The sequence below is a fragment of the Pseudomonas sp. RAC1 genome (assembly GCF_030658255.1).
In the GTDB taxonomy this organism is placed as follows: Bacteria; Pseudomonadota; Gammaproteobacteria; order Pseudomonadales; family Pseudomonadaceae; genus Aquipseudomonas; species Aquipseudomonas boreofloridensis.
The window spans coordinates 1-19,738 of sequence record NZ_JAUTXS020000024.1 but is presented as its reverse complement, the minus strand read 5'-3'; the positions used below and the strand labels follow the sequence as shown (position 1 = coordinate 19,738).

The 19,738-nt window shown below is 58.2% G+C and carries 27 protein-coding genes and 2 pseudogenes; 10 read left to right on the top strand and 19 right to left on the bottom strand.

Annotation, left to right across the window (positions count from 1 at the left end):
• Nucleotides 1-19: 19 nt before the first annotated feature.
• Entirely contained in the window at nt 20-1,357 is a 1,338-nt protein-coding gene (locus tag Q7C30_RS06475) for a dihydroorotase (RefSeq protein ID WP_317871039.1), read from the bottom strand.
• A gap of 302 nt (nt 1,358-1,659) precedes the next feature.
• Between Q7C30_RS06475 and Q7C30_RS06470 the strand changes: the two genes are divergently transcribed.
• Nucleotides 1,660-2,160, top strand: a complete 501-nt coding sequence (locus Q7C30_RS06470; RefSeq protein WP_317871038.1) for a DUF4142 domain-containing protein — start codon at nt 1,660-1,662, stop codon at nt 2,158-2,160.
• Nucleotides 2,161-2,186: 26 nt separating this feature from the next.
• On the top strand, nt 2,187-2,438 hold the full coding sequence (locus Q7C30_RS06465) for a hypothetical protein (RefSeq protein ID WP_029612627.1): 252 nt from the start codon (nt 2,187-2,189) through the stop codon (nt 2,436-2,438).
• Nucleotides 2,439-2,486: 48 nt separating this feature from the next.
• On the opposite strand, the gene Q7C30_RS06460 is transcribed toward Q7C30_RS06465, so the two are convergent.
• The 3 genes from Q7C30_RS06460 to Q7C30_RS06450 all read right to left on the bottom strand — a co-directional run bounded on the left by Q7C30_RS06460 (nt 2,487) and on the right by Q7C30_RS06450 (nt 4,602).
• The gene (locus Q7C30_RS06460; RefSeq protein WP_162889529.1) at nt 2,487-2,663 is read right to left on the bottom strand and encodes a DUF6021 family protein; all 177 of its coding nucleotides are present in this window, start codon (nt 2,661-2,663) and stop codon (nt 2,487-2,489) included.
• A gap of 37 nt (nt 2,664-2,700) precedes the next feature.
• Nucleotides 2,701-3,705, bottom strand: a complete 1,005-nt coding sequence (locus Q7C30_RS06455) for a DNA-binding protein (RefSeq protein ID WP_317871037.1) — start codon at nt 3,703-3,705, stop codon at nt 2,701-2,703.
• Between the two features lie 207 nt (nt 3,706-3,912).
• On the bottom strand, nt 3,913-4,602 hold the full coding sequence (locus Q7C30_RS06450; protein ID WP_317871036.1) for a metallophosphoesterase: 690 nt from the start codon (nt 4,600-4,602) through the stop codon (nt 3,913-3,915).
• A gap of 173 nt (nt 4,603-4,775) precedes the next feature.
• Between Q7C30_RS06450 and Q7C30_RS06445 the strand changes: the two genes are divergently transcribed.
• Entirely contained in the window at nt 4,776-5,021 is a 246-nt protein-coding gene (locus tag Q7C30_RS06445) for a hypothetical protein (RefSeq protein WP_317871035.1), read from the top strand.
• Nucleotides 5,022-5,025: 4 nt separating this feature from the next.
• Here Q7C30_RS06445 and Q7C30_RS06440 read toward each other — a convergent pair whose 3' ends face one another.
• Entirely contained in the window at nt 5,026-5,523 is a 498-nt protein-coding gene (locus Q7C30_RS06440; RefSeq protein ID WP_317871034.1) for a methylated-DNA--[protein]-cysteine S-methyltransferase, read from the bottom strand.
• A 367-nt stretch (nt 5,524-5,890) separates the two neighbouring features.
• Between Q7C30_RS06440 and Q7C30_RS06435 the strand changes: the two genes are divergently transcribed.
• Nucleotides 5,891-7,024: an HWE histidine kinase domain-containing protein gene (locus tag Q7C30_RS06435; protein WP_317871033.1), complete on the top strand. Its 1,134-nt coding sequence runs from the start codon at nt 5,891-5,893 to the stop codon at nt 7,022-7,024.
• Nucleotides 7,025-7,032: 8 nt separating this feature from the next.
• Here the strand turns inward: Q7C30_RS06435 and Q7C30_RS06430 are convergent, their stop codons facing one another.
• On the bottom strand, nt 7,033-7,290 hold the full coding sequence (locus tag Q7C30_RS06430) for a hypothetical protein (protein ID WP_295487031.1): 258 nt from the start codon (nt 7,288-7,290) through the stop codon (nt 7,033-7,035).
• A gap of 220 nt (nt 7,291-7,510) precedes the next feature.
• On the opposite strand from Q7C30_RS06430, the gene Q7C30_RS06425 reads away from it, so the two are divergent.
• From Q7C30_RS06425 to Q7C30_RS06405, 5 genes are all read left to right on the top strand, one after another.
• Nucleotides 7,511-7,843, top strand: a complete 333-nt coding sequence (locus Q7C30_RS06425) for a hypothetical protein (RefSeq protein ID WP_317871032.1) — start codon at nt 7,511-7,513, stop codon at nt 7,841-7,843.
• Between the two features lie 63 nt (nt 7,844-7,906).
• Nucleotides 7,907-8,581, top strand: coding sequence for a polysaccharide lyase family 7 protein (locus Q7C30_RS06420; protein WP_317871031.1), 675 nt, complete (start codon nt 7,907-7,909; stop codon nt 8,579-8,581).
• A 58-nt stretch (nt 8,582-8,639) separates the two neighbouring features.
• A complete protein-coding gene (locus Q7C30_RS06415) occupies nt 8,640-9,407 on the top strand; it encodes an SDR family oxidoreductase (protein ID WP_317871030.1) in 768 nt (255 codons plus the stop codon).
• 30 nt (nt 9,408-9,437) lie between these two features.
• Nucleotides 9,438-9,797: an integrase gene (locus Q7C30_RS06410; RefSeq protein WP_304484901.1), complete on the top strand. Its 360-nt coding sequence runs from the start codon at nt 9,438-9,440 to the stop codon at nt 9,795-9,797.
• Between the two features lie 355 nt (nt 9,798-10,152).
• A complete protein-coding gene (locus Q7C30_RS06405; protein ID WP_317871029.1) occupies nt 10,153-10,599 on the top strand; it encodes a hypothetical protein in 447 nt (148 codons plus the stop codon).
• 145 nt (nt 10,600-10,744) lie between these two features.
• Here the strand turns inward: Q7C30_RS06405 and Q7C30_RS06400 are convergent, their stop codons facing one another.
• The 3 genes from Q7C30_RS06400 to Q7C30_RS06390 are packed head-to-tail and all read right to left on the bottom strand — an operon-like array spanning nt 10,745 to nt 12,745.
• The gene (locus Q7C30_RS06400; RefSeq protein WP_317871028.1) at nt 10,745-11,059 is read right to left on the bottom strand and encodes a hypothetical protein; all 315 of its coding nucleotides are present in this window, start codon (nt 11,057-11,059) and stop codon (nt 10,745-10,747) included.
• Nucleotides 11,056-12,327 carry a translesion error-prone DNA polymerase V subunit UmuC gene (gene umuC, locus Q7C30_RS06395; RefSeq protein ID WP_317871027.1) on the bottom strand — a complete coding sequence of 424 codons (1,272 nt, stop codon included), beginning with the start codon at nt 12,325-12,327 and terminating at the stop codon, nt 11,056-11,058. The genes Q7C30_RS06400 and umuC overlap by 4 nt, the downstream gene beginning before the upstream one ends.
• A complete protein-coding gene (locus Q7C30_RS06390) occupies nt 12,317-12,745 on the bottom strand; it encodes a S24 family peptidase (RefSeq protein ID WP_029614130.1) in 429 nt (142 codons plus the stop codon). Before Q7C30_RS06390 ends, umuC begins: the two co-directional genes overlap by 11 nt.
• An 88-nt stretch (nt 12,746-12,833) precedes the next feature.
• Between Q7C30_RS06390 and Q7C30_RS06385 the strand changes: the two genes are divergently transcribed.
• On the top strand, nt 12,834-13,553 hold the full coding sequence (locus Q7C30_RS06385; RefSeq protein ID WP_317871026.1) for an SOS response-associated peptidase family protein: 720 nt from the start codon (nt 12,834-12,836) through the stop codon (nt 13,551-13,553).
• Nucleotides 13,554-13,578: 25 nt separating this feature from the next.
• On the opposite strand, the gene Q7C30_RS06380 is transcribed toward Q7C30_RS06385, so the two are convergent.
• The 10 genes and pseudogenes from Q7C30_RS06380 to Q7C30_RS06335 form a co-directional block, all read right to left on the bottom strand.
• Nucleotides 13,579-13,782 carry a hypothetical protein gene (locus Q7C30_RS06380; RefSeq protein ID WP_317871025.1) on the bottom strand — a complete coding sequence of 68 codons (204 nt, stop codon included), beginning with the start codon at nt 13,780-13,782 and terminating at the stop codon, nt 13,579-13,581.
• 19 nt (nt 13,783-13,801) lie between these two features.
• Nucleotides 13,802-14,602, bottom strand: a complete 801-nt coding sequence (locus Q7C30_RS06375; protein ID WP_317871024.1) for a class I SAM-dependent methyltransferase — start codon at nt 14,600-14,602, stop codon at nt 13,802-13,804.
• A 250-nt stretch (nt 14,603-14,852) separates the two neighbouring features.
• Nucleotides 14,853-15,326, bottom strand: coding sequence for a hypothetical protein (locus Q7C30_RS06370; RefSeq protein ID WP_317871099.1), 474 nt, complete (start codon nt 15,324-15,326; stop codon nt 14,853-14,855).
• 48 nt (nt 15,327-15,374) lie between these two features.
• Nucleotides 15,375-15,875: pseudogene (locus Q7C30_RS06365) on the bottom strand (DUF2514 domain-containing protein).
• Nucleotides 15,872-16,498, bottom strand: a complete 627-nt coding sequence (locus Q7C30_RS06360; RefSeq protein WP_317871023.1) for a glycoside hydrolase family 19 protein — start codon at nt 16,496-16,498, stop codon at nt 15,872-15,874. The pseudogene Q7C30_RS06365 and the gene Q7C30_RS06360 overlap by 4 nt, the downstream one beginning before the upstream one ends.
• A 334-nt stretch (nt 16,499-16,832) precedes the next feature.
• Nucleotides 16,833-17,375 carry a tail fiber assembly protein gene (locus Q7C30_RS06355; protein ID WP_317871022.1) on the bottom strand — a complete coding sequence of 181 codons (543 nt, stop codon included), beginning with the start codon at nt 17,373-17,375 and terminating at the stop codon, nt 16,833-16,835.
• Between the two features lie 473 nt (nt 17,376-17,848).
• Nucleotides 17,849-18,148, bottom strand: a pseudogene (locus Q7C30_RS06350) (phage tail protein); the annotation flags it as partial.
• A 13-nt stretch (nt 18,149-18,161) separates the two neighbouring features.
• Nucleotides 18,162-18,890, bottom strand: a complete 729-nt coding sequence (locus tag Q7C30_RS06345) for a hypothetical protein (protein ID WP_317871021.1) — start codon at nt 18,888-18,890, stop codon at nt 18,162-18,164.
• Nucleotides 18,890-19,285, bottom strand: coding sequence for a hypothetical protein (locus tag Q7C30_RS06340; RefSeq protein WP_029614772.1), 396 nt, complete (start codon nt 19,283-19,285; stop codon nt 18,890-18,892). The genes Q7C30_RS06345 and Q7C30_RS06340 overlap by 1 nt, the downstream gene beginning before the upstream one ends.
• Nucleotides 19,286-19,287: 2 nt before the next feature.
• A partial coding sequence (locus tag Q7C30_RS06335; RefSeq protein ID WP_317871020.1) for a DUF1983 domain-containing protein occupies nt 19,288-19,738 on the bottom strand: 451 nt, incomplete at its 5' end.

Genomic DNA, 19,738 nt, shown 5'->3' with positions numbered 1-19,738 from the left:
CGCTCGTGGAAGAAATGAATCATCGATCAAACATCAATGGCAGCCCTTGGCAGCCCGGCTGCACCTGACCCTGGTGCCAGGCGAGTTGCCCCGACACCACCGTGCTGCGCACCACATGGCGGAAGGCGTGGTGCTGGAACGGGGTCCAGCCGCAGTGGGCCAGCACCGGGTCATCAATGGCCGGACGCGGCGTGGCCAGTTTCTCGACCAATACCAGATCCGCCCAATACCCCTCGCGCAGGAAACCGCGGTCACGAATACCGAATAGCCTGGCCACCGCGTGACTGGTCTTCTCCACCAGCTTTGGCAAGCTCAACACACCATCGGCCACCAGCTCCAGCGCTGCCGGCAATGCGTGCTGCACCAGCGGCAGTCCTGAAGGCGCCTGGCTGTAAGGGCGTTGTTTGTCCTCCAGGGTATGGGGCGCATGATCGGTACCGATGACGTCGACTACATCGCTGGCCAGTGCCTGGCGCAGCGCGTCGCGGTCTGCCCGGGTCTTGATCGAGGGGTTGCATTTGATCAGATGGCCCAGTCGGTCATAGTCGCGGTCATAGAACAGCAGATGATGCAGGCAGACCTCAGCAGTGATGCGTTTGTCGCTCAGCGCGCCTGTGCTGAACAGTGCCAACTCGCGCGCGCTGGTCAGGTGCAGTACATGCAGGCGTGTCCCCAGTCGGCGCGCCATCGCCACGGCCAGCGAAGATGAGCGGTAGCATGCCTCGGCGTCGCGGATCAATGGATGCGCCGCCGCAGGGATCGCCTCACCATGGCTGGCACGCCAGCGCGCTTCATTGGCGAGGATGCTGGGCGTGTGCTCGCAGTGCGCCAGCAGGATGGTCGGACAGTCGCGGAACAAGCGCTCGAGCACCCGCGGATCGTCGACCAGCATATTGCCGGTGGAGGCGCCCATGAACACCTTGACCCCGGCGACTTCTCGGGGGTCGAGCGCAGCGACGGTGTCCAAGTTGTCGCAGCTGACACCGAAATGAAATCCATAGTTGGCCTGGGCAGTGGCGGCGGCGCGGCGCTTTTTGTCGGCCAACGCCGCAAGGCTCAATGTGGCCGGAAGGGTGTTGGGCATGTCCATGAAGCTGGTGATGCCGCCCGCCACTGCCGCCCGCGATTCGCTGGCCATCGTGCCTTTGTGCGCGGCTCCGGGCTCGCGAAAATGGACTTGGTCGTCGATCATCCCAGGCATCAACCACTGACCCTGGGCGTCGATTTCCTGGTTGGCACAAGCGCCGTCGATGCTCGTGGCGATCTTTTCGATGCGTCCATGGTTCACCTGCACGTCGGCTTCGAAGACGCGGCCCTCGTTGATCAAGCGAGCGTTGCGTATCAATAGATCGACCATGTCAGCACCCGATCAGGACAAATGCTGCGCCTGGATGGTAGGTGCAGGAATTGGGTGAGGCAGGAATGAAAGGCAAAGAGCGCACGCGGAAATCCTGAAAGAAGAATCGGGATAAAATGTTACGTTATAACACTTAAATTGCAACTGCATTCTCGGTGTCCGTCTTGACGGCACCGAAAGCAGCCCGCCCCTCTCCACCCCAATGGCGCCTGAAAAAAAGCGAGATAAATCAAACTTTCTCCACCGGCCGTGGCTCAACCGAACGCGACACTGACGTCGCGCCCACGGATAAGGAGTGACACATGAGCAATCTCTTCCTCAAGCGAGCCGGACTGTGCATGGCCATGGGACTGGCCTCGGTACAAGCGATGGCCGCCACCTCGGACGATTTCGTCGATGCTGCTGTCGAGGCAGGTATCGCGGAAGTGGTCACCGGCAACCTGGCGCTGGAAAAGAGCAAGGACGCCGAAATCAAGACCTTCGCTCACCAGATGGTCACCGATCACCGTAAAGTGAATCAGCAGTTGACCGAGTTGGCGGGCAGGCTGGACATCAAGGTGCCGGATGACGCTGCGCTGACCGACAAGATCAAGAAAGTGATCCTGGAATGGCGTGATGAGTCGTTCGACAAGTCCTACGTCAACAATCAGGTCGCTGCACACGAAAAAGCCGTGGAGTTGTACAAGAAGGAGGCTCAGTCCTCCGACAAGGCCGAGCTGAAGGCCTTTGCCGTTCAGACCTTGCCTGCGCTGGAAAAGCACCTGCAGGATGCCAAGCAACTGCAAACCAAGCACGGCAAGTGATTCACCGGTAATCAAAGAGGTTTGATATGAGTGACGATGACCTGCGCGCCGAGGTGCTGACCCGGTTGCGACACGCCCACCCTCACGGCTTGGGTAAGGAGATCCTGGACAACTACCGCGGCGAGATGGCTGTCGCCGGGATGCTCAAGTCGTTGCAAGAAGAGGGGTTGATCCATGACGGCTGCGTCAGCGTCGATGCTGATCAGCAACTGGATGTCAGCTACCCCATCAAGCTATCCAGCGCCGGCGTAGAGGCGGCGAAGAAACTGGAAGGCTGAAGGCCTAGAGCCTCGGTGGCTGCCTGCGCAGCGCCGAGGCTCGTCGCGTCAGTGGTGGTCTTTCTTTTCGTGATCCTTGGGCGCAATGGCCGGACCTTGCGGGTCAACCTGAGGATCTTCCAGATCCGGCGAATCCGGATCGAATCCAAGATCTTTTTCTCCAGAACTCTCTTCCGAAGAATGCGGCCCTTCATTGTGATGTGAAGGAGTTTTGTGTGTACTCATCTTCTACTCTCCTCGAACGTGTCTATGAAAGAGCCTGTCACGGCGGGGAAGTTTGATTTATCTGCTTCTCACGCGCCTCGGCGGCCTGGGCGAGTTGCGCGGATCGAGCTTCGCTGAGCGTCAGCCGATCTTGTAGCCGTTCGACCAGGCGTGCCTGCTCAAAACTCAGCTCACGCTGGCTTTCCAAGGCCTGACGATCAATATCCCACTGCCGGCGCAATTCTTCGCTGGCGCCCTGGGCCTGAGCCAGGATCGAGCGCAGTCCCTGGACCTGGGCGTCGCGATGCTCCAGTTGTTCATCGAGCTGCTTGCGCTGCGCCTGTTGCTGTCGATTCTCGACCGACAACCGCTCATTGTCGCGGTGCAGCCGGGTCAGTTCTTCCTGGCGTACCACCATTCCCTGCTGCATCTGGCGCAATTCCACCTGCAATTGTTGCACCTGCGCTTCATGGCGACGTTGATCCTGCTCGCGCTGCTCACGGCTGGCGCTGCGGTAATGCTCCAAGGCATCGCGGGCATTGCGGTGCTTGTCTTCGAGTGAGCGAATCTGTTCGATCTTGTCGTCGAGGCGTACCTGGAGCTCGCCCAGAGACTGGTTGAGGCTGGCGCTGCGCAGTTGCTCGCTCTGAAGGCTGGCCAGGGCCGTCTCGAGCTGCTCGGACTGACTCTGCAATGCGCTGGCCTGGATCTGCCGTTGCTGATCGGCGGCTACAAGCGCTTGCTCGGCCAAACTCAGTTGCGTGCGCACCTGTTCGATCTGGGCATCGAATGCAGCCTGAGCCAAGACAACGCGGGCCTCGGCCTCCTCATTGAGTTGGTCTGCAAGCTGCTGCACATAGCGGCCCAATGTCTCACCCAGCACGGGGGCACTTTGCGCGGGCAACTGCGCATCCAGTTCTTTCAGATAACGATGAATGGTGGTCTTCGACCCGGTATTGCCGAGCTCGATACGGACGGCATCAATGCTGGGATGCTCGCCCCTGGCGATGAGAGCCTGACGCGCCTGCTGCACCACCGCCTTATTGATGCCTCCACGGGCCATGATCACTCCTACGATTTCGTAATGTAGTACGTACCATGTAATTACATACCAGCAATCAGAAATATTCCACCACAATTTCTGATCTGAACACATTCAATAATCACGGGTTATCGAATGTCAGGGTGTGCGGACGCACTGCCAGGCGCGGCAGGCGTACGGATTAACGGGAGATGGGTCGAGGGTGCAGAGTGCATCAGCGCAGGGGAATCAGCGGAATGTGGGCGTAGCGATCTTCAGGGTCGCGATGTCCAGAAGGCTGAAGAATCCGTTGCTCCACCCTCCCGTATCCAAGTGCCAGACATTACCCAGGACTCTGTGCTCGGGCACCGGGGTGTGACCAACCAGCAGCGCGCGCAGGCCTTCCACCGGTCTGACATCGTGTGTTTTCAGACGCCGCCGGGACCATTGGCAGACCTCCTGCACATTCGGATCGCCAGCCTCCAGGCCGGCGCGCAGTTGCTGCCAGTCCGGAAACGGGCTGTCGGCGTGCAACAACCCGATCAGGCCCAGCGGCGTGGGTATTTGCATAGCGATGGGCAGCGCTTCGAAGTGTTCGACCAAATGCAACTGCTCGCTCGGCGCCAAGTCCAGAAACCAGCTGCCACCCGCCGCACGGTACATGTCCAGATCGAGTTGACCACCGCGCACGTGCGTGATTGCCAACGCTTCGTGATTGCCTTGCACCGCATGAAACCAGGGCTGCGCCAGCCAATGCAGAACATCCGCGCTGGCAGGACCGCGATCCACCAGATCGCCGACGCTGAAGAGTCGGTCCACCGAGGGATCGAAGGCGATGAGCTCCAGCGCCGCCTGCAGGCGCTGGAAATGACCATGAATATCACCTACCGCCAAGTCGCGGCCTGCGGTGTTGGCCGTCATGCTCTGAAAGCGCAGCATTCTCTATAACCTCTCGACAGACCGCCCGCATTCGTAGGGTACTGCTTAGGCTGTAGCGGATAGCATGGCATAAGGTTGGGTCACGCGATGAACGTGGAAATCTCAGTTTCACTGGGTAAAAGTCTGCGCACGCGGTTATCTTTGACACTTGTCTCGACCAAGGACGGATCCGCGTGAAATACCTGCTGCTGATCATCGCCAGCTATGCCATTTGCTATTACCTGGTCGGTTTGCTGATTCACGGCAGGCTGGCCGACATCGCCGAAGGTCTGCGTCATCGGCCTGACGCTCCGACCCCGGGCGAATACCTGCGCAACGTCGAGGCGCATGCCCGCCAGTCTCATCGCCACTACACAGTGTTTGCGGGAACGTTGGTCAGCCTCGTGGCCTGTGTCTTGGCATGGGCGTTCAGCCGCTGAGCACTCAGAACAGAGATAAGCTCTGGCGTCCTTCGAGCGCCAGCAGGAAGTGCTTGGCCGCCAGCCCACCGGCAAAGCCCGTCAGGCTGCCCGACGCGCCGATCACCCGGTGACATGGCGCGATGATCGAGATGGGATTACGACCATTGGCCGCCCCGACCGCCCGCACCGCCGAGGGGTTGCCGATCTGACGGGCGATATCGCCGTAGGTGCGGGTCTGCCCGAAGGGGATGGTCAGCAACGCCGCCCAGACCTGACGCTGGAAGTCGGTGCCGGCAAAATCCAATGGAAGCTCGAAGCACTCACGCTGGCCCGCGAAGTATTCACCCAGTTGGCGAGCGGTTTCACGCAACACTGGCAAGCGGTCCTCGCGGTGCAGCTCACCGAGCCGCACCCGATTCTCACGCTCTTCTTCCCAAAGTACGGCAGCCAGACACTCGCCACGCGCGACCAGTGTCAACGTGCCTACGGGTGATGGCATCAAGGTATAGGCGTTGGACACGGATGACTCCTGGAGGGGATGCGACACCCGGCACACTAATCGGGGTCATCGGGAGGATCCAGTTTTTTCCAACTACAGGTCTTTGCGACACTATCTTCACGACATTTTCACCTGGCGGGTGGCAAGGTTAAGCCACATCCGTGAAATACTTCGCCCGCCCTCCCCAGCGGGCTTTTCTTTGTCCGCCATTCAGCAATGGCTACCCGATCGCGACACTAGCCCCTCTCCCCCAAGAGTGTGTTTGCTTGGCGACTGCAGTCTTTTGACGCATCATGTGCCTCGCGCAGCGCTACCCTAGGCGCCGAGCATCCTCCAGCCCCCACCCTAAGACGCTGCCGTCCAGCCTATCGTTTCGAGTGACCTGACCATGCTCCAGCTGATTGATGCATTTCGCCAAAAAGCGCTTGGCGTCATGGCCGTTGGTGGTCCAGTGATTCCACTGCTGGAAGCCTTCGTGAACGCCCTTCAGGCTGAAATGCCTGGCACTACGGTAGGCGTCACCGTCCTGGACAAACCCGGGAAAACCTTTCGCCACGCCATTTTTCCAGCGTTGCCGGAACAGTTCGGCGCCCAGTTGGTAGGCAATCTGATCACGGGCAAACGTGGCTCATGCGGCATGGCGGTGATGACAGGACGTCCGGTCGAAGTACCGAACGTCGCCTGCGACTCGCGATTTTCTGCCGAATGGAAAGCGCTGTTCCACGCCCATGGTCTGCAATCGCTGGTGTCATTCCCCGCACTGAGCAATGAAGGCGTGGTGCAAGGTAGCATCGCCGTCATCCATCCACTCGATGTGCCTTTGACCGGGGACCAGCGTGAGCTGCTTGGTCATGCCACCGAACTGTGCGCGCACCTGTTCGCCTATAGCAGAACGCAAGAGGCGGCGAAGATTCTGGTCGAGGAGCTCGACCACCGCATGCGCAACCTGTTTACCACCATCGGCGCCATGGCCGTCTTCACCTCACGCAACTACCCCGACCCCGCGAACTTTCGCAAGGCGTTCGAGGGACGTTTGGTGATGATGCAAAAAGCCCACGCGCTGGCCGTCACTCACCAGCAAACCGGCTTGCTCGAACTGCTGCAGGACACCTTGGCGCCCTACAGTTGCACGCACCAGACGCTTTTCGACGGTCCTGCGATCACCCTGGCACCGGAAGCTGCGTCCTCCATCGCCCTGGTACTGCATGAGCTGTCGACCAATGCCGCCAAGTACGGCGCATTCTCCGAACCTGGCGGGAGACTCAATGTCGCCTGGTCGTTGCGCACCTGCGAAGAGAGCGGCCCCTATTTCGACCTGACCTGGCAGGAAGGAAACGGCCCACCGGTAGCAGCGCCCACCCACAAGGGCTACGGCACGTTGATGATCAACGGCAGCCTGCGCAATGCGTTCGATGGCAGTGCGAGCCTGACTTACGACCCACAGGGTTTCAGTTGCAGCATCAGTGCGCCGTTCACGACGAGGCTGGGCATTGCCGGGGCCTCGCCTGAACAGCTACCGTAGCCCGGCGCTTATCCGCGAAGCGCCTCCAGACGTTCCCGCCCTGCCTGGGTGATCGCATTCTCGCCTTCATCGCTGATGCGATAACGGCCCGACGCCATTTTGCTGATCGAGAACCTCACCAGCCCGCTTCTGGACAGCGCGGCCCCTGCATCGAAGCTCATTGCCTGCTCCAGATCGAAGAGTTTGATCTCGCCGATCTTGAAGCGGGCAAACGCCACGAGGGCGGCATCCATTTCTCGCTGACTGATTGATTGAACAGTGTCCATCTGACCTCCCCAATGGTGAGTGCCCGGTCCATGGGCATACAGGCAACGAACCGGACAGGTTGTGTTGAAGGCGCAACCTACTATGGCGTGCCTGACGGTGCCACTGGCTTTGCATCCAGGCTGGATGGACAGGCAGCGGGCAGTGCTTGTAGACCTCTCTTGCAGTTCTGGACGCCCGCCGGTATTGATAAAGGGTTTTCCCACGTCTTGAAGAGGCTTCATGGATAACGTTCTGACGGTCTTCGCCTCAGGGGTAATGCCAATACTGGCTATCGCGTTCGCGATTTGGGCGTATCGATACAACTCGAAAAGATGGCGCTTGAAAGTTGATGCTGAGTTGCAGAGCGCCTTGAACGACCTCGGAGTGGACGCCTACACATTGATCGTGGACAAACTCACTCCGCCAAATGCTGAACGTTCAGCCAACGTCTATCGCCTCCTCCACGATGAACACGAACGCTACTTCCTGTTCATGAAAGTCGGAGGACAGCCCGGCGTACTCAAGTCATTGAGCAAGGAACGTGCGCTATTGGCTGCGAAGATGAATGGGTGAGACGGTTGATTCAACATGGCGTGCAATCGTCACCTACTAACCCGGCCGCACAAGGAAGGCGACATGACTGTAAACATCAATAACCTCACCATCACTACACCCCTACCGACATCGGCGAAGAACCCGGTGGCGCTTGAGATGAAAGGCTCGGAGGCGATCGCCAACTACCCCAGCATCATAAAGGTGCTGGGCGACGGGTCTGTCCAGCTCTCGGCACCCACAAAAGGCGCGTCGAGCAAAAGCACACGGCGAACCCGTTGCGAGTGGTCTGAATCCACAAATTGGACGCTGGCGAGTGCAACTGAACACCAGAACCGGCAAACGATGCGACTTACCAAAGTCAACTCAGCACAAAAGGTGGTGGTTTCGCAGATGCATGTGAGAGGTGATGATGGACCGCCCGTCAAGGTGTTCTGGAACAAGGGCAGCCTCACCCTGGGTTTTCGCCGGACCTATAACCAAGCCACGCCAACTAACATGACAGTGCTGGAAAATGTGCCGCTGGGTGCCGAGTTCACCGTGACCCTGCAGGCCACCGCCCAGGGCCAGATAACAGTGACTGCGAAATGCAACGGCGCTTCCGGATCCTCCGGTCCTCTTCAATTCGATAAGACGTGGAGTTCACAGCGCTTCGAATTCCATGGCGGCGTCTACAATCAGGTCGATCAAACTGAAACGACGCCGGCTGACGATGGTTCGATTTGCATCATCTCCACGCTTTTGCTCACCCATCGCTGATAACCAGCAATGCCCACCCCGTGTTCACCTCACACTACATCCGTAGTAAGGAACGATCATGCAAACGACAGGTAATACTCTTCTGGTCACCGGCGGCGGCAGCGGTATCGGCCTGGAATTGGCCAAGGCGTTCTCGGCCCTGGGCAACGAGGTGATCATCGCCGGGCGGCGCGAGTCGGTGTTGCGTCAGCAGGTGGCGGATAACCCCGGCCTGCAGTACAAAGTGCTGGACGTCAGCGATGCCGAAGATCTGCAGCGCGTGGCACAGGCGTTGATCCGCGACTACCCGACTTTGAACGGCGTGCTGCATGCCGCGGGCATCATGCGCGGCGAATCACTCAGAGCAGGCCCCACCGAACTGGATGCCACCATCGCCACCAACCTGTTAGGCCCCATGCGTCTTGACGGCTGGCTGCTGCCGCACTTTTTGCAACAACCTCACGCGACGATCATTACCGTGTCTTCAGGGCTGGCGTTTCTGCCATTAGCCCTCACGCCCAGCTACAGCGCCAGCAAAGCGGCGATTCATTCCTACACGCAGTCACTGCGCTATCAATTGAAAGGCACCTGTGTGCGCGTGCATGAAATCGCTCCGCCCTACGTACAAACCGAGTTGATGGGCCAACGTCAGGCGAACGATCCCAACGCCATGCCGTTGCGTGAGTTCATCGACGAGGTGATGGCGATCTTCGAGCACTCACCGGATGCGGACGAGATTCTGGTGGAACGAGTGAAGCCATTGCGCTTCGCCGAGCGCGGCGAGTATTACACGGGATTCTTCAGGCGATTCAATGATCAGATGGCGGCGGCGAGGGAGGGAGAATAACGCCGTACATCAGGCTTGGCGGCTGGCGAAATGTTGACGTTTGGTATTCAAACCGGCATACCCGCAAAGCCCTTTCTGCTCCAGCCGGGCAAAGGTGGGCTGTGGATCGACGAGCCAAGTGTTACAATCCGCCACTTCAAATCAGCGTTCAAGGCGCTGAACATCCGTGAACGCAGTCAGTACGACACCCGCCACGCCTACGCAACTCTGTGCCTGATGCCTGGGATGAACCCCGCGTTCATCGCCAATCAGCTCGGCCATAGCGTAGAGCTGTTGCTCTCTACCTACGCGAAATGGATCAGCTCCTCCTCGGACTGGAGGGAGCTGGAGAAGCTGCCGCCCCGAGTCGAACGGGCCGAAAAATGGCCCGACAGCGCCGGGATAGCCTAAATACACCTCTGGAACCCCCGCAGGACAAGCACTTGATCTCCACAGCCAACATCACCATGCAGTATTTATGGGGTGTTTGGCGGGGGCTGACGGTTGGTTTTCCTGGTTCAAACGCCCCTCCACCACCCCTCTCTACCCTGCCATTGGTATCAAAATTGGTATCGCATGCCGTTGCCGCCCGATCGCTTGTCGACAAGCCATCCTGGATGGCCATCGACGGTTTTCAAGGGCGTTGTACAAGCGCCCAATCCATGCGGCTTAATTTCAGTTTTTGAATCGATTTTGCCTACCAGTGATGAGATAGATCGTTAGAATTCCCGGCCATTGGTGTGAATCGAATAATGGAGCGAAAGCCGTGGCATGGGATAGCGAAGAGGTAGGGCGTCATGACAAACACCAGAAGGCAACCATCGGTTATGCCCTTGAGGTGATCAAGCTTCTATTTGTACTCAGCGGCGGCGCTTTAGCTACATGCTCCGCGTTTTTCTCCGACAAGATTGGACTACCAACCACAATTCTGCATTCTGCGAGGTGGGCATGGGTCAGCCTGACGATCGCGATCATCCTATTCTCCATCGCCTTGTTGTTGGTTCTCGCACGTGACTACATAACCGGCGAGCGCTGGCGAAAAAAGATCGAGGAGGATGAAGATTGGGCTATCTCACCCTGGTGGGACAATTCCGCCTGGGCTTTTGGACTGGTAGGCTTGGCCGCCTTCTGGTCGGGGATGATCGCCTTCGCCATTGCAGCTTGGAACTATCTTGGTCACGTGTCCATTTTTCTGGCGCCCTCCTTGCCTTAGCAACTACCCACTAGTAATGCAGCAGTATGGTTAGGGCTCCGTTCAAGGCCGCATCAATAGCGGCCTTTACTCTCTGGCTGTCTAAAAGTGATTGTCGAGTTAGCGTCATTTTCGACCAGCAAACGCAGGGTTTCATGGCTTAGTTTTAGACAGCTTTGGAGCTTCCTTTCAGGCCATTCCGGCCAACTGTGATTTGTCCTGGCTCATCATCCGCCCACCCCTCTTTCGTTTCACTGACCACGACGCCGAGCACCGATACCTCTTCATGCTCGGAAAGCGCCCAGGCCCTGCCCGCCTCGGCTAGTTCGAGCATGTCAGCGAACGTCGCAGCATCCACATCCTGTCGCCGGCGAGCCGCATATGCCATCTCCACCAAAACGGCCGCACGTCCATCAGGGTCAGCCAGCAGCGCGACGCTGTCGTCTAGCTCCGCCAGCCACAGCACTGGAAGGCCACTCACCTGACAGTCCACAGCTGGTCAATCCGCGTCGTGTAGGACTGGCTCATCATGTCCCGCCTCATTGCCCACTCCGGCGCCAGCGGCGCGCTGCCGGTGCGCATCGTCCCCCTTCCCCACCTTCCGTTGATCTCGTCCAGGACATGCATCAAGCGATCGCTTGAGACTGACTGCCTGGCGGCGAACAAATCCTCCGAAAACTCTCCCGGCTGCCTCAGATCCACCAGCAACACCTCAGCCTTGCTGTAGCGGTACCCAGACCGGTAGATCCGGCACACCGCTTCGGTGGCAAGCCGCGTCAGTAGCAGCGTGTCATTGGTCGGATATGGCAGTTCCACAAGAGCGCCCTGGGCGTGATGCAGCTCATCGGGGTTGAACATCCCAGTGCGGATGCTGACCCGCATGCGCTTGCACACAGAACCCTGCGCGCGCAGCTTCTCTGCCGCCCGCCCAACGTAGGTGGCCACCGCCTGCTTGATCGGCGCCAGCTCACTCAAGCGCCTGCCGAACATCCGGCTGCAACAGATCTCCTGCTTTGGCAGTTCCGCCTCGTCCAGTTCAAGACAGGGGGTGCCTCCCAACTCGCGCGCCGTCTTCTCCACCACCACGCTGAACTTGTCTCGCAGTGTTCTCGCGTCGGCCTTGGCCAAGTCCATTGCTGTGTGGACGCCCAGCGCCTGGAGGTGAGCCGTCATTTTTCGGCCGATGCCCCAAACTTCCTTGACCTCGGTATTGCGCAGCACCCAGTTACGCTTGAACGGGTCGCAGATATCGACAACACCCCCGGTCTGTCCCAGCAGGCGCTTCGCGGTGTGGTTCGCCAGCTTGGCCAGCGTTTTCGTAGGCGCGATTCCCACGCCGACTGGGATGCCAGTGCACTGCAGCACCCGACTGCGAATGCGCCGGCCGAACTCTGTGAGGTTGCCGGAGATACCCGTGAGGTCGGCAAAGCACTCATCGATGCTGTACACCTCTGCGGCGGGCACCATCGCCTCGATCAGCGACATGACGCGCTCGCTCATATCGCCGTAGAGCGCGTAGTTGCTGCTGAAGGCAACAACGCCGTGCTTCCGCAGCTTCTCTTTGGCCTGGAAATAGGGCTCACCCATTTTTACGAACGGTTTCGCGTCGTAGCTTCGGGCAATCACGCAGCCATCGTTGTTGCTCAGCACGACAATCGGCGTCTTGGCCAGATCCGGCCGAAAGACACGCTCACAACTCGCATAGAACGAGTTGCAGTCGATCAACGCGAACACCCGATCACTGCGCATGATCACGCACGCTGTAGCGCACCACGCCCCAGATCGTCAGTTCGTCGCTTTCCAGAACGTAGCGCGGGGCATACGCCGGGTTCTCCGATTTCAGGATCACGACGCCGTCGCGGCGGTGGAGGCGCTTGCACACCGGCTCGGTATTGATCGCAGCAATCACGATGTCACCGTGTTCTGCCTCTCGACCCCGATCCACTAGCACGAGATCACCCGAGTAGATGCCGGCGCCCTGCATGCTGTCGCCCTCGATGCGCACCAGGTAAACGTGCGGCGCGCGGATGTCGAACAGCTCATCCAGAGAGATGTGTCCCTCGAGGTGATCGGCCGCTGGCGATGGGAAGCCAGCCGGGACGCTGAAGGAGTAGAGAGGAAGCAACTCGGCTCCGCCAAAGGCGGTCCCAAGAATAGAGATTGTCATGGTGCGCTGCTCGGTACTGTATTTTTATACAGTTAACGTTGTGCCGTGCGCCCGGTCAATTGTGAGCCGACAAACGCGAGGTTTGCCCATGTGTGGAAGATATTCGATTTACGAGTCGATGGATCACTACCTCAAGCAGCTCTCGCTGGACCTGGTCGTGATCAATGGTTACGACCACGAACCGATCAACCGCTACAACGTGGCGCCCTCGACCCGGGTGGAAGTGATTCGTCAGGTCGAGGATGGATTGCGGATCGATCGCGTGAAGTGGGGTTGGGCGCCGTTTTGGGCGAAGGGGAAGCGTCCAGATCCAATCAATGCCAGAGCTGAGACGGTGGTGACGGGCAAGTTTTTCAAGGCGCTATGGCTGAACGGCAGAGCACTGGCCCCGGCCAATGGGTGGTTTGAGTGGCTGCCGGATGCTGATGATCCGAAACGCAAGCAGCCCTATTACATTACCAGCGCCGACGGTGAGCCGCTGTATTTCGCCGCGCTCGCCGAAGTCCACGAAGGAATCCAGCCAGACGAGCGCGACGGTTTCGTGATCATTACCGCTGCAGCGGACGAGGGGTTGTTGGACATCCACGACCGCAAGCCACTGGTACTGCTCCCGGAAGTCGCCAGGGAGTGGATAGACCCTGGTACTGCGCCCGGTCGTGCCGAGGAGATTGTCAGCCGAGGGTGCCGGCCGGCATCAGACTTTGTGTGGCATCCTGTCAGCAAAGCTGTCGGTAACGTGCGGAACCAGGGCGCCCAACTTATTGAGGCTGTTGGTGGCACTCATCCTCAGGATCAACTGAGTTTTTGATAGGCATCGAAGGTCGATAGTCCAATCACTGTCTGTCAATCGGCTGGTACCCTATCGAGTCGGGTTGATACGCCGAGGCGGCTTTGATCTGCGCGTCCGCTATCAGGCGCAGACGCTCCAATTCATGCGCTGGAGCGCCTGCTTCCCTGGCCAGCAGATACTCCCGCATCGCTTCGGTAGCATCCTTGTAGACCTGGTGATCTGGCATTGGGACTTTAGAATCACCCATACACTACCTCTTAGCCCGGTTATGCCATTTCCGCAACCAAAATGAAACACATTGGTACTTGAACCCCTTTGCCCTCATAGACATCGTAGACGTCCTCACGATTCGAATGAGGGTATTCGGTGAACTGATTCAGATTCAAACCGGCTCTGGCTACTCCGGTAAGCACGTCACCTAGACTATGAACATGCCAGAAAGACTCGTAGCCATTCTCCAGTCCATTACCCTCGTAAACAATTTCGCCTGTATCTACCAGTGGTTCTGTCTGAAAATATGAGTTCTTGATTCGCCACGGATCAACCGCCTCTGGCTCTAACATTTCCAGAAACGGGTGGGTTTCATAGACTACTAGGACCCCTCCAGGCTTGAGTAGCCGAGCGACGTGACTGAAGAATAAATCCATGTCTGGCATCCAATTAAGGACGCCGATAGTTATGAGGGCAACATCGAATTGACCGTCCAAAGTTCTGGGAAGATTATGGATATCAGCCTCAATGAATTCTGGAGCGTATGGAGAAAGGGTTGTCAGTTCGAGAGCCTGCTTAAGGAACTCGCTGGACTGATCCACTCCAACAACATGAGCTGCTCCAAGTGCAAACAGGGAGAGGGCTTCTCGGCCATTGTTGCACCCAAGCTGAACAACCTCTTTTTTGGATACGCCAATCTGCTCCAAAGTCATGGTGAGGGTAGGGTCCAAGCAGGAAAACTCACGTCGTCTCACATCTTCAACGAGCGTGCTCCAAGTAGCACTTTTGCGATGTTGGTCTGCGGATGCATTCCAAGCTTCACGATTTTTAGCTATCACATCCTTGAAAGAAACCATTTGCGTACTTTACCTGCAGTAGCTGCTATTAGTGCCAAATCCTAGCATGGCCCAAAGGTCTTCCAAGCGCCGCGCAGTGGCTTTCTTTGATCTGGATCTGTCCGCGCAGGGTCTGGGCCTTACGCAGTTTCTCAGCAGGGATCGCGACGCCGTGCTCACGACGCCGGACAATGAGGAAGTACATGGCGCACCAATACTGTACATGGATACAGTATTTCAGCACCTACCCTGCTCTCGGCGGAAGTACCGTTCAGCGGCAGGCGCCTACCGCTGCCTCCAGCTCCCTCTCGTAACCGATCCGCTGGCGCCGCTCGGCTAGCAGCGCCCGCACCTTCACTTCAAGGCTGTCGTCCTCCCTTATGCTAGATGCCGCCCATTCTGGCTTTTGAATGCTATCCAAGCCATGTCGACACTCAGCCCTTCTAACAAGATCAGAGATAGCGCGCATATTGTTTCGCAGATCGTCTAGTTCTTTCGCTTTAAACGGTACTGGCGAAGCATGTGCGAGCATTCTTGATGCCCAATCGCGAAGAGGTGCTTCATCGCCGGACTTTGGCGAAGGCGTAGAGAGAATTGAGACAGCCATCTGCACAAAATCTCTGTTGATCTCTTTCTCTTTGGCCTCGCTTTGGAATAAGTACCCATACACGGCCACGAGGACTGGTATAGCCAATAGGGACAAAATCTGCGCCATCTGCAGGAGCCTATCCAGAAACTCTTTCATAAATCCTCCTCAAATGCTTCGAGCATAACTGCTGAAGGCTTTAAGTCGCTACCTGCCCCTAATTGCTTCGTATGATGCCTCGCAGGCAAGCCCCGCTATTCGGGCTTGGTCATAAGCTTTCGCCAGTTCTCCCGCTCTATCATCAGCCCGCCTGAGCAGGTCGGATAGCACCATTGCGGCGCGAGTGGCTGCCTAGCCTCGGGCGACAGCGGAGGTATCCGTGCCGGTGCAACTGATGGCGGCAGCGAACTGACCCGCGTCGTTGTGCAGCCGCTGGCCAGCAGCGTCAGCGCTAGCGCCAGCGGCATCAGCAGTCGTTCTTTGTTCTTGAGCATGTGCCCTCACCTCTTCCTGCGCCTCGGCGCGTCGTTGTTCTTCAGCCCGCGCCGCGCGCTCGCCCTGCACTTCAGCTTGGCGTTCGTCGCGATCATGTGTAGCCGACGCCGTGGCCGCGACTTGCCGCTCTACTGCCCGGCCATGCTGATACGCGAGCCAGTACGAGCCGACGATCGCCAGCAGCACCAGCACGCGCACACCCCAGCCGTTCATGCCAGCACCCGCAGCGCGATGTCGTACAGGGCCTGGCGCTCTGCGGCGCCGTTCGGCGTGCGCCCGGGCTGACCGGTGTTGATGATGCTGCCGATGTCCTTGAATCGGCCGGCATCGGCCAGTTCGTTCAACCCGTGCTGCGCCCACCACCAAGCCGCCGACATGGCGGCATGCTCTGGCTGCTCGAGCAGTTCCGGCTGTTCCTCCAGCGGCAGGCCCAGGGCCTGGCCAGCGGCGCGGTAGTTCGCCCGGCCGGTGAGCTGGATGAGTCCGCGCCCACGGAAGCGCCAACCGTCGCCGGAGGCCTCGGGGCCGTTGCCCATGCGGCCGCCGTACACGCGATTGGCGATGCGCTCGGGCTGGCGGGCGTATGCCGGCGCGGTCTCGGCGGTGAATCTGGTGGGCCAAGTACGCACCAGCGCCTCGGCGCTGTAGTTCAGGTTCTCGATCAGGTTACGCATCTGACCGGACTCATGGCCGACCTGGGCGAGAAACGCGGCAGTGCGCAATCGGCTATCGATCTTCCAGCGCAGCATTGCGCGGTTCAGTGCGGGCAAAAAAAAGCCCGCAACAGGGCGGGCTTTCGGGAGGATCAGCAGCAGTTGCTGCTCGGTAATCTGCATGGTTGCATCTCCAGATGTCGAGACGACCGGGCACCAGTAGACCCGATGTGTCTTCCAGGCGGCTTGGTCGTCAAATCGGTAACCAATGAGGAAGGGTGTGATGAGAAAAGGAATTTGCTCGATCGTGATCGCTGCATGTCTAGCGTCAGGGTGCTCGCATTACTTCAACAGCCCTTATGGCGGTCGAAACCAGGCACACAGCATAGCGTGTGACGGCGACCCACCTAACCAGCCAGGCTGCTACGACCGTAACGAAAAGCCTCTGGGTCAGATCTATCAGGACGTCATGGACAAACGCTGAGTAGCCGCATGTGAAATCTTGGCTGGTTGGTGATCAGGCCGGCGACGCTGGCCAGTCGATCGCGTCGGGGTACCCAGGCTGCTCCGGCAGCCGGTTGAGCGCCACGCGGTACCGCTTCCATTGTTTGAGCAGCGAGGCTTCGCCATCGGTCGCGTCATCCAAATCGACGGCATCCTGCAGCGGTGCGATCGCCGAGTCAGCATCTGCCCGACGGCGAGCGGCCTCAGCCTGGGCCACGGCCAGCGGGTCGACCGGTCCCGGCTCAGGCATCGCCTGCGCGGGCAGCGCCTCGACGGAAACGTGAAGCGTGATGCTGTGCAGCAGGTCTGCGGGCTCGCCATCCTTCGCCACTTGGACAGCCAGCACGCCATCGGCGAAGTCGATAGTAACGGCTGCGCCAGCGTCTATTTGATTCAGCACGTAGCCCCAGCCCTCTGGCGGCGGGCACATGCCGAGCGTGTTGCGAACCAGATATTGGCCAGGGCCAGGGTGCTCGACGGCCAGATCAGCTCGGCCCAGGGATGTGATGTCGATGATGGAGCCATCACCGAGGATGTTGATTGCCGCTCGAGTCATGATCAGATCGCCTTGAGGGTGCCGTCGGAGGCACGGGTGGTGTTGCCGTCTGTGTAGATTTTCCGGAAGCTAGTGAAGCCGTTCGCATTCAGAGACCGGATTCCGATCTCATTCGAGACATAGTCCACGAAGATCTGGCTGCCATAGTTCGAGTTGGCTGAGAAGCTCGCGGAAAGCTGGATGAGAGATCCATATCCGGCGCCGAACGGTGGCCTGCCTGTCGTATCGACGTCATACCGATAGAAGCCAGTAGACTCCACTTCATAGCCGTTCATGCTTGCGACGCGCTTCAAGCCTGGCGAGTACGGCTGCCCAAGCCCGTATGCTCCGCGTGTCATCAGCTCGTCGGTGCCAGTGCCCACGTTGCGAGTCGCACCAGTGCCCAAGCCAAGCGCAGCGCGGGCCGCTGAGGCTGTGGTGCTACCCGTGCCGCCCTTCGCGACCGGGACGACGTTCTCCGTCGCCACCGCGCCGAGGCTCGCCAGCGTGCTACCCCACTGCTCGACGATCTGCCGGAGCCGGTCGGCGGACTCTTTGACGTAGCCCTGCATAGGCGCCAGCCCGTATGCCCCGCCGTTCACAGTGCCGCCTTGATAGGCAGGGAGGATGCTCAGCACGGTGGCGCTGGCGATGTTGGTCACCTCATACCAGCGACCATCAGGGCCTTGGAATGCATCGCCGACACGCGAGTTCGCGGAGAAGTTGGTGCCGGTGCCGGTTACCGTGTTTTGGCCTGCGTTAATTGCTACGGTGCCTGTTCTGTACCATGGCATCTAATTTTCCCCTTTAGGAATTGACGTATCGTGACTCAGGAAACTTACAGATAGGTATTGAGAGGTTATTGCCGTTTACACCCTCCCAATACCAGTTGCCGCCCGAGGCCTTTGTGACAAATATAATTATAGTCCTGACATTACCATCCAGAATGGTCAGGCCGGCATAGTCAGCTCCACCCATGAACCAGGAGACACCACGATCAAAAGATGAAACGCTGACAAAATCGTCAGCATCCAATGTCATATTGCTTTTGTATTCATCAACTAGATTACCAGCGACCTTCACCCAAGATTTTGTGAAGCGACTGAACCTGACGACCTTGTCTGATGATGAAAATACAGGTTCGTTATTAGGTCCGCGTACCTCTTGCCCGTAGGTTTCTGCATTTAAGCTGTCGGTGAATTTGCAAACTACACATTCTAATGTGTAGTTCTGTAGAGTTGATCCACCTCGGGCGGCAGATGTGACTTTGAATCCTGTCCAGGCTCCCGCACTACCCTGGATCGTCACATACAGACCTAGATTGGCATGACTTGCTGAAATTACTCGCACAAAGATTTGAGGCGCCTCCTGCGTTCTGATGGTCTTGGCGAATGTGACAAGTCCGTAGCCGTTGGCGTCGGTGTGGGAGGACCTAATCTGAAAGGTAGATCTTTCTGAAAACACCATGACCTTGTAGATGTTCGAGATAACTACAGAGTTTTGTGTATTGATTGCGGAAAATCCGTATTCATCCACTATCTAAACCTCACCGCTTCGATGGTGGAAGGACACGTATTTTGAACCCACGCGTCTCTATAGTTGCCGCTAACCCCGGTAGGCTCCCTCCTATTGACATAGGTATAGATAGCGATCTTAGTTCCACCTAGCTCCTTGTAGGTAGGGATCATTCCCCAACTGTCACTGTAGCCCTTTTGCTCGTAGGGTGCGTACACACTCGGAGTGATGAGCACAAAACAGTTGGAGGGATCATAGCCAGGCACATCCATCAGCAGATAGTCAGTGCGGTACCCATAGCCCCTGGTGTTGTATGCGGGGACTTGCATTTGGGCAAGCTTGAACAGGGTGAAATCATCCATTGATAGGGTCACTCTGTTAGTAGCATCACGATTTTCAAATCCGAAGATATCCATTGCTACCCCTTCGAAAGATTACCCTGGGCAGTTCGGCGAACTTCGTTTCTGTCGTAGACATAAACGCCGTAGTTATTAATCAGAGTTCGTCCGTCCTCGCTCTGGCCACGGAAGGATGCCGAGCCGGTGACCATGTTCAGTTCAATCAGCGGATTCCCTTGAGAATCGACAGCCTGCGAACGCAGCGTCATACCTGCAACAATCTCGCGGATGAACGCGGTATTGATCACAGCCTGATTGATGAACACCTGCCCGTTCTGCACCACGAACGGCAGGATCAGTTGTCCGCTGACCTCGTCGACAATCGCGAAACGCTGGGCGAAGGCCAGGATTTCGGACGTGTCACCATCCGTACCAACGGATAGACCAGCCATGACCTTGCGGCCATTGGCGACGGTCTGGGCCTTGATCGTGGTTTGTGCGCGGACGCGGCCATCCAGACCGACGACCGAC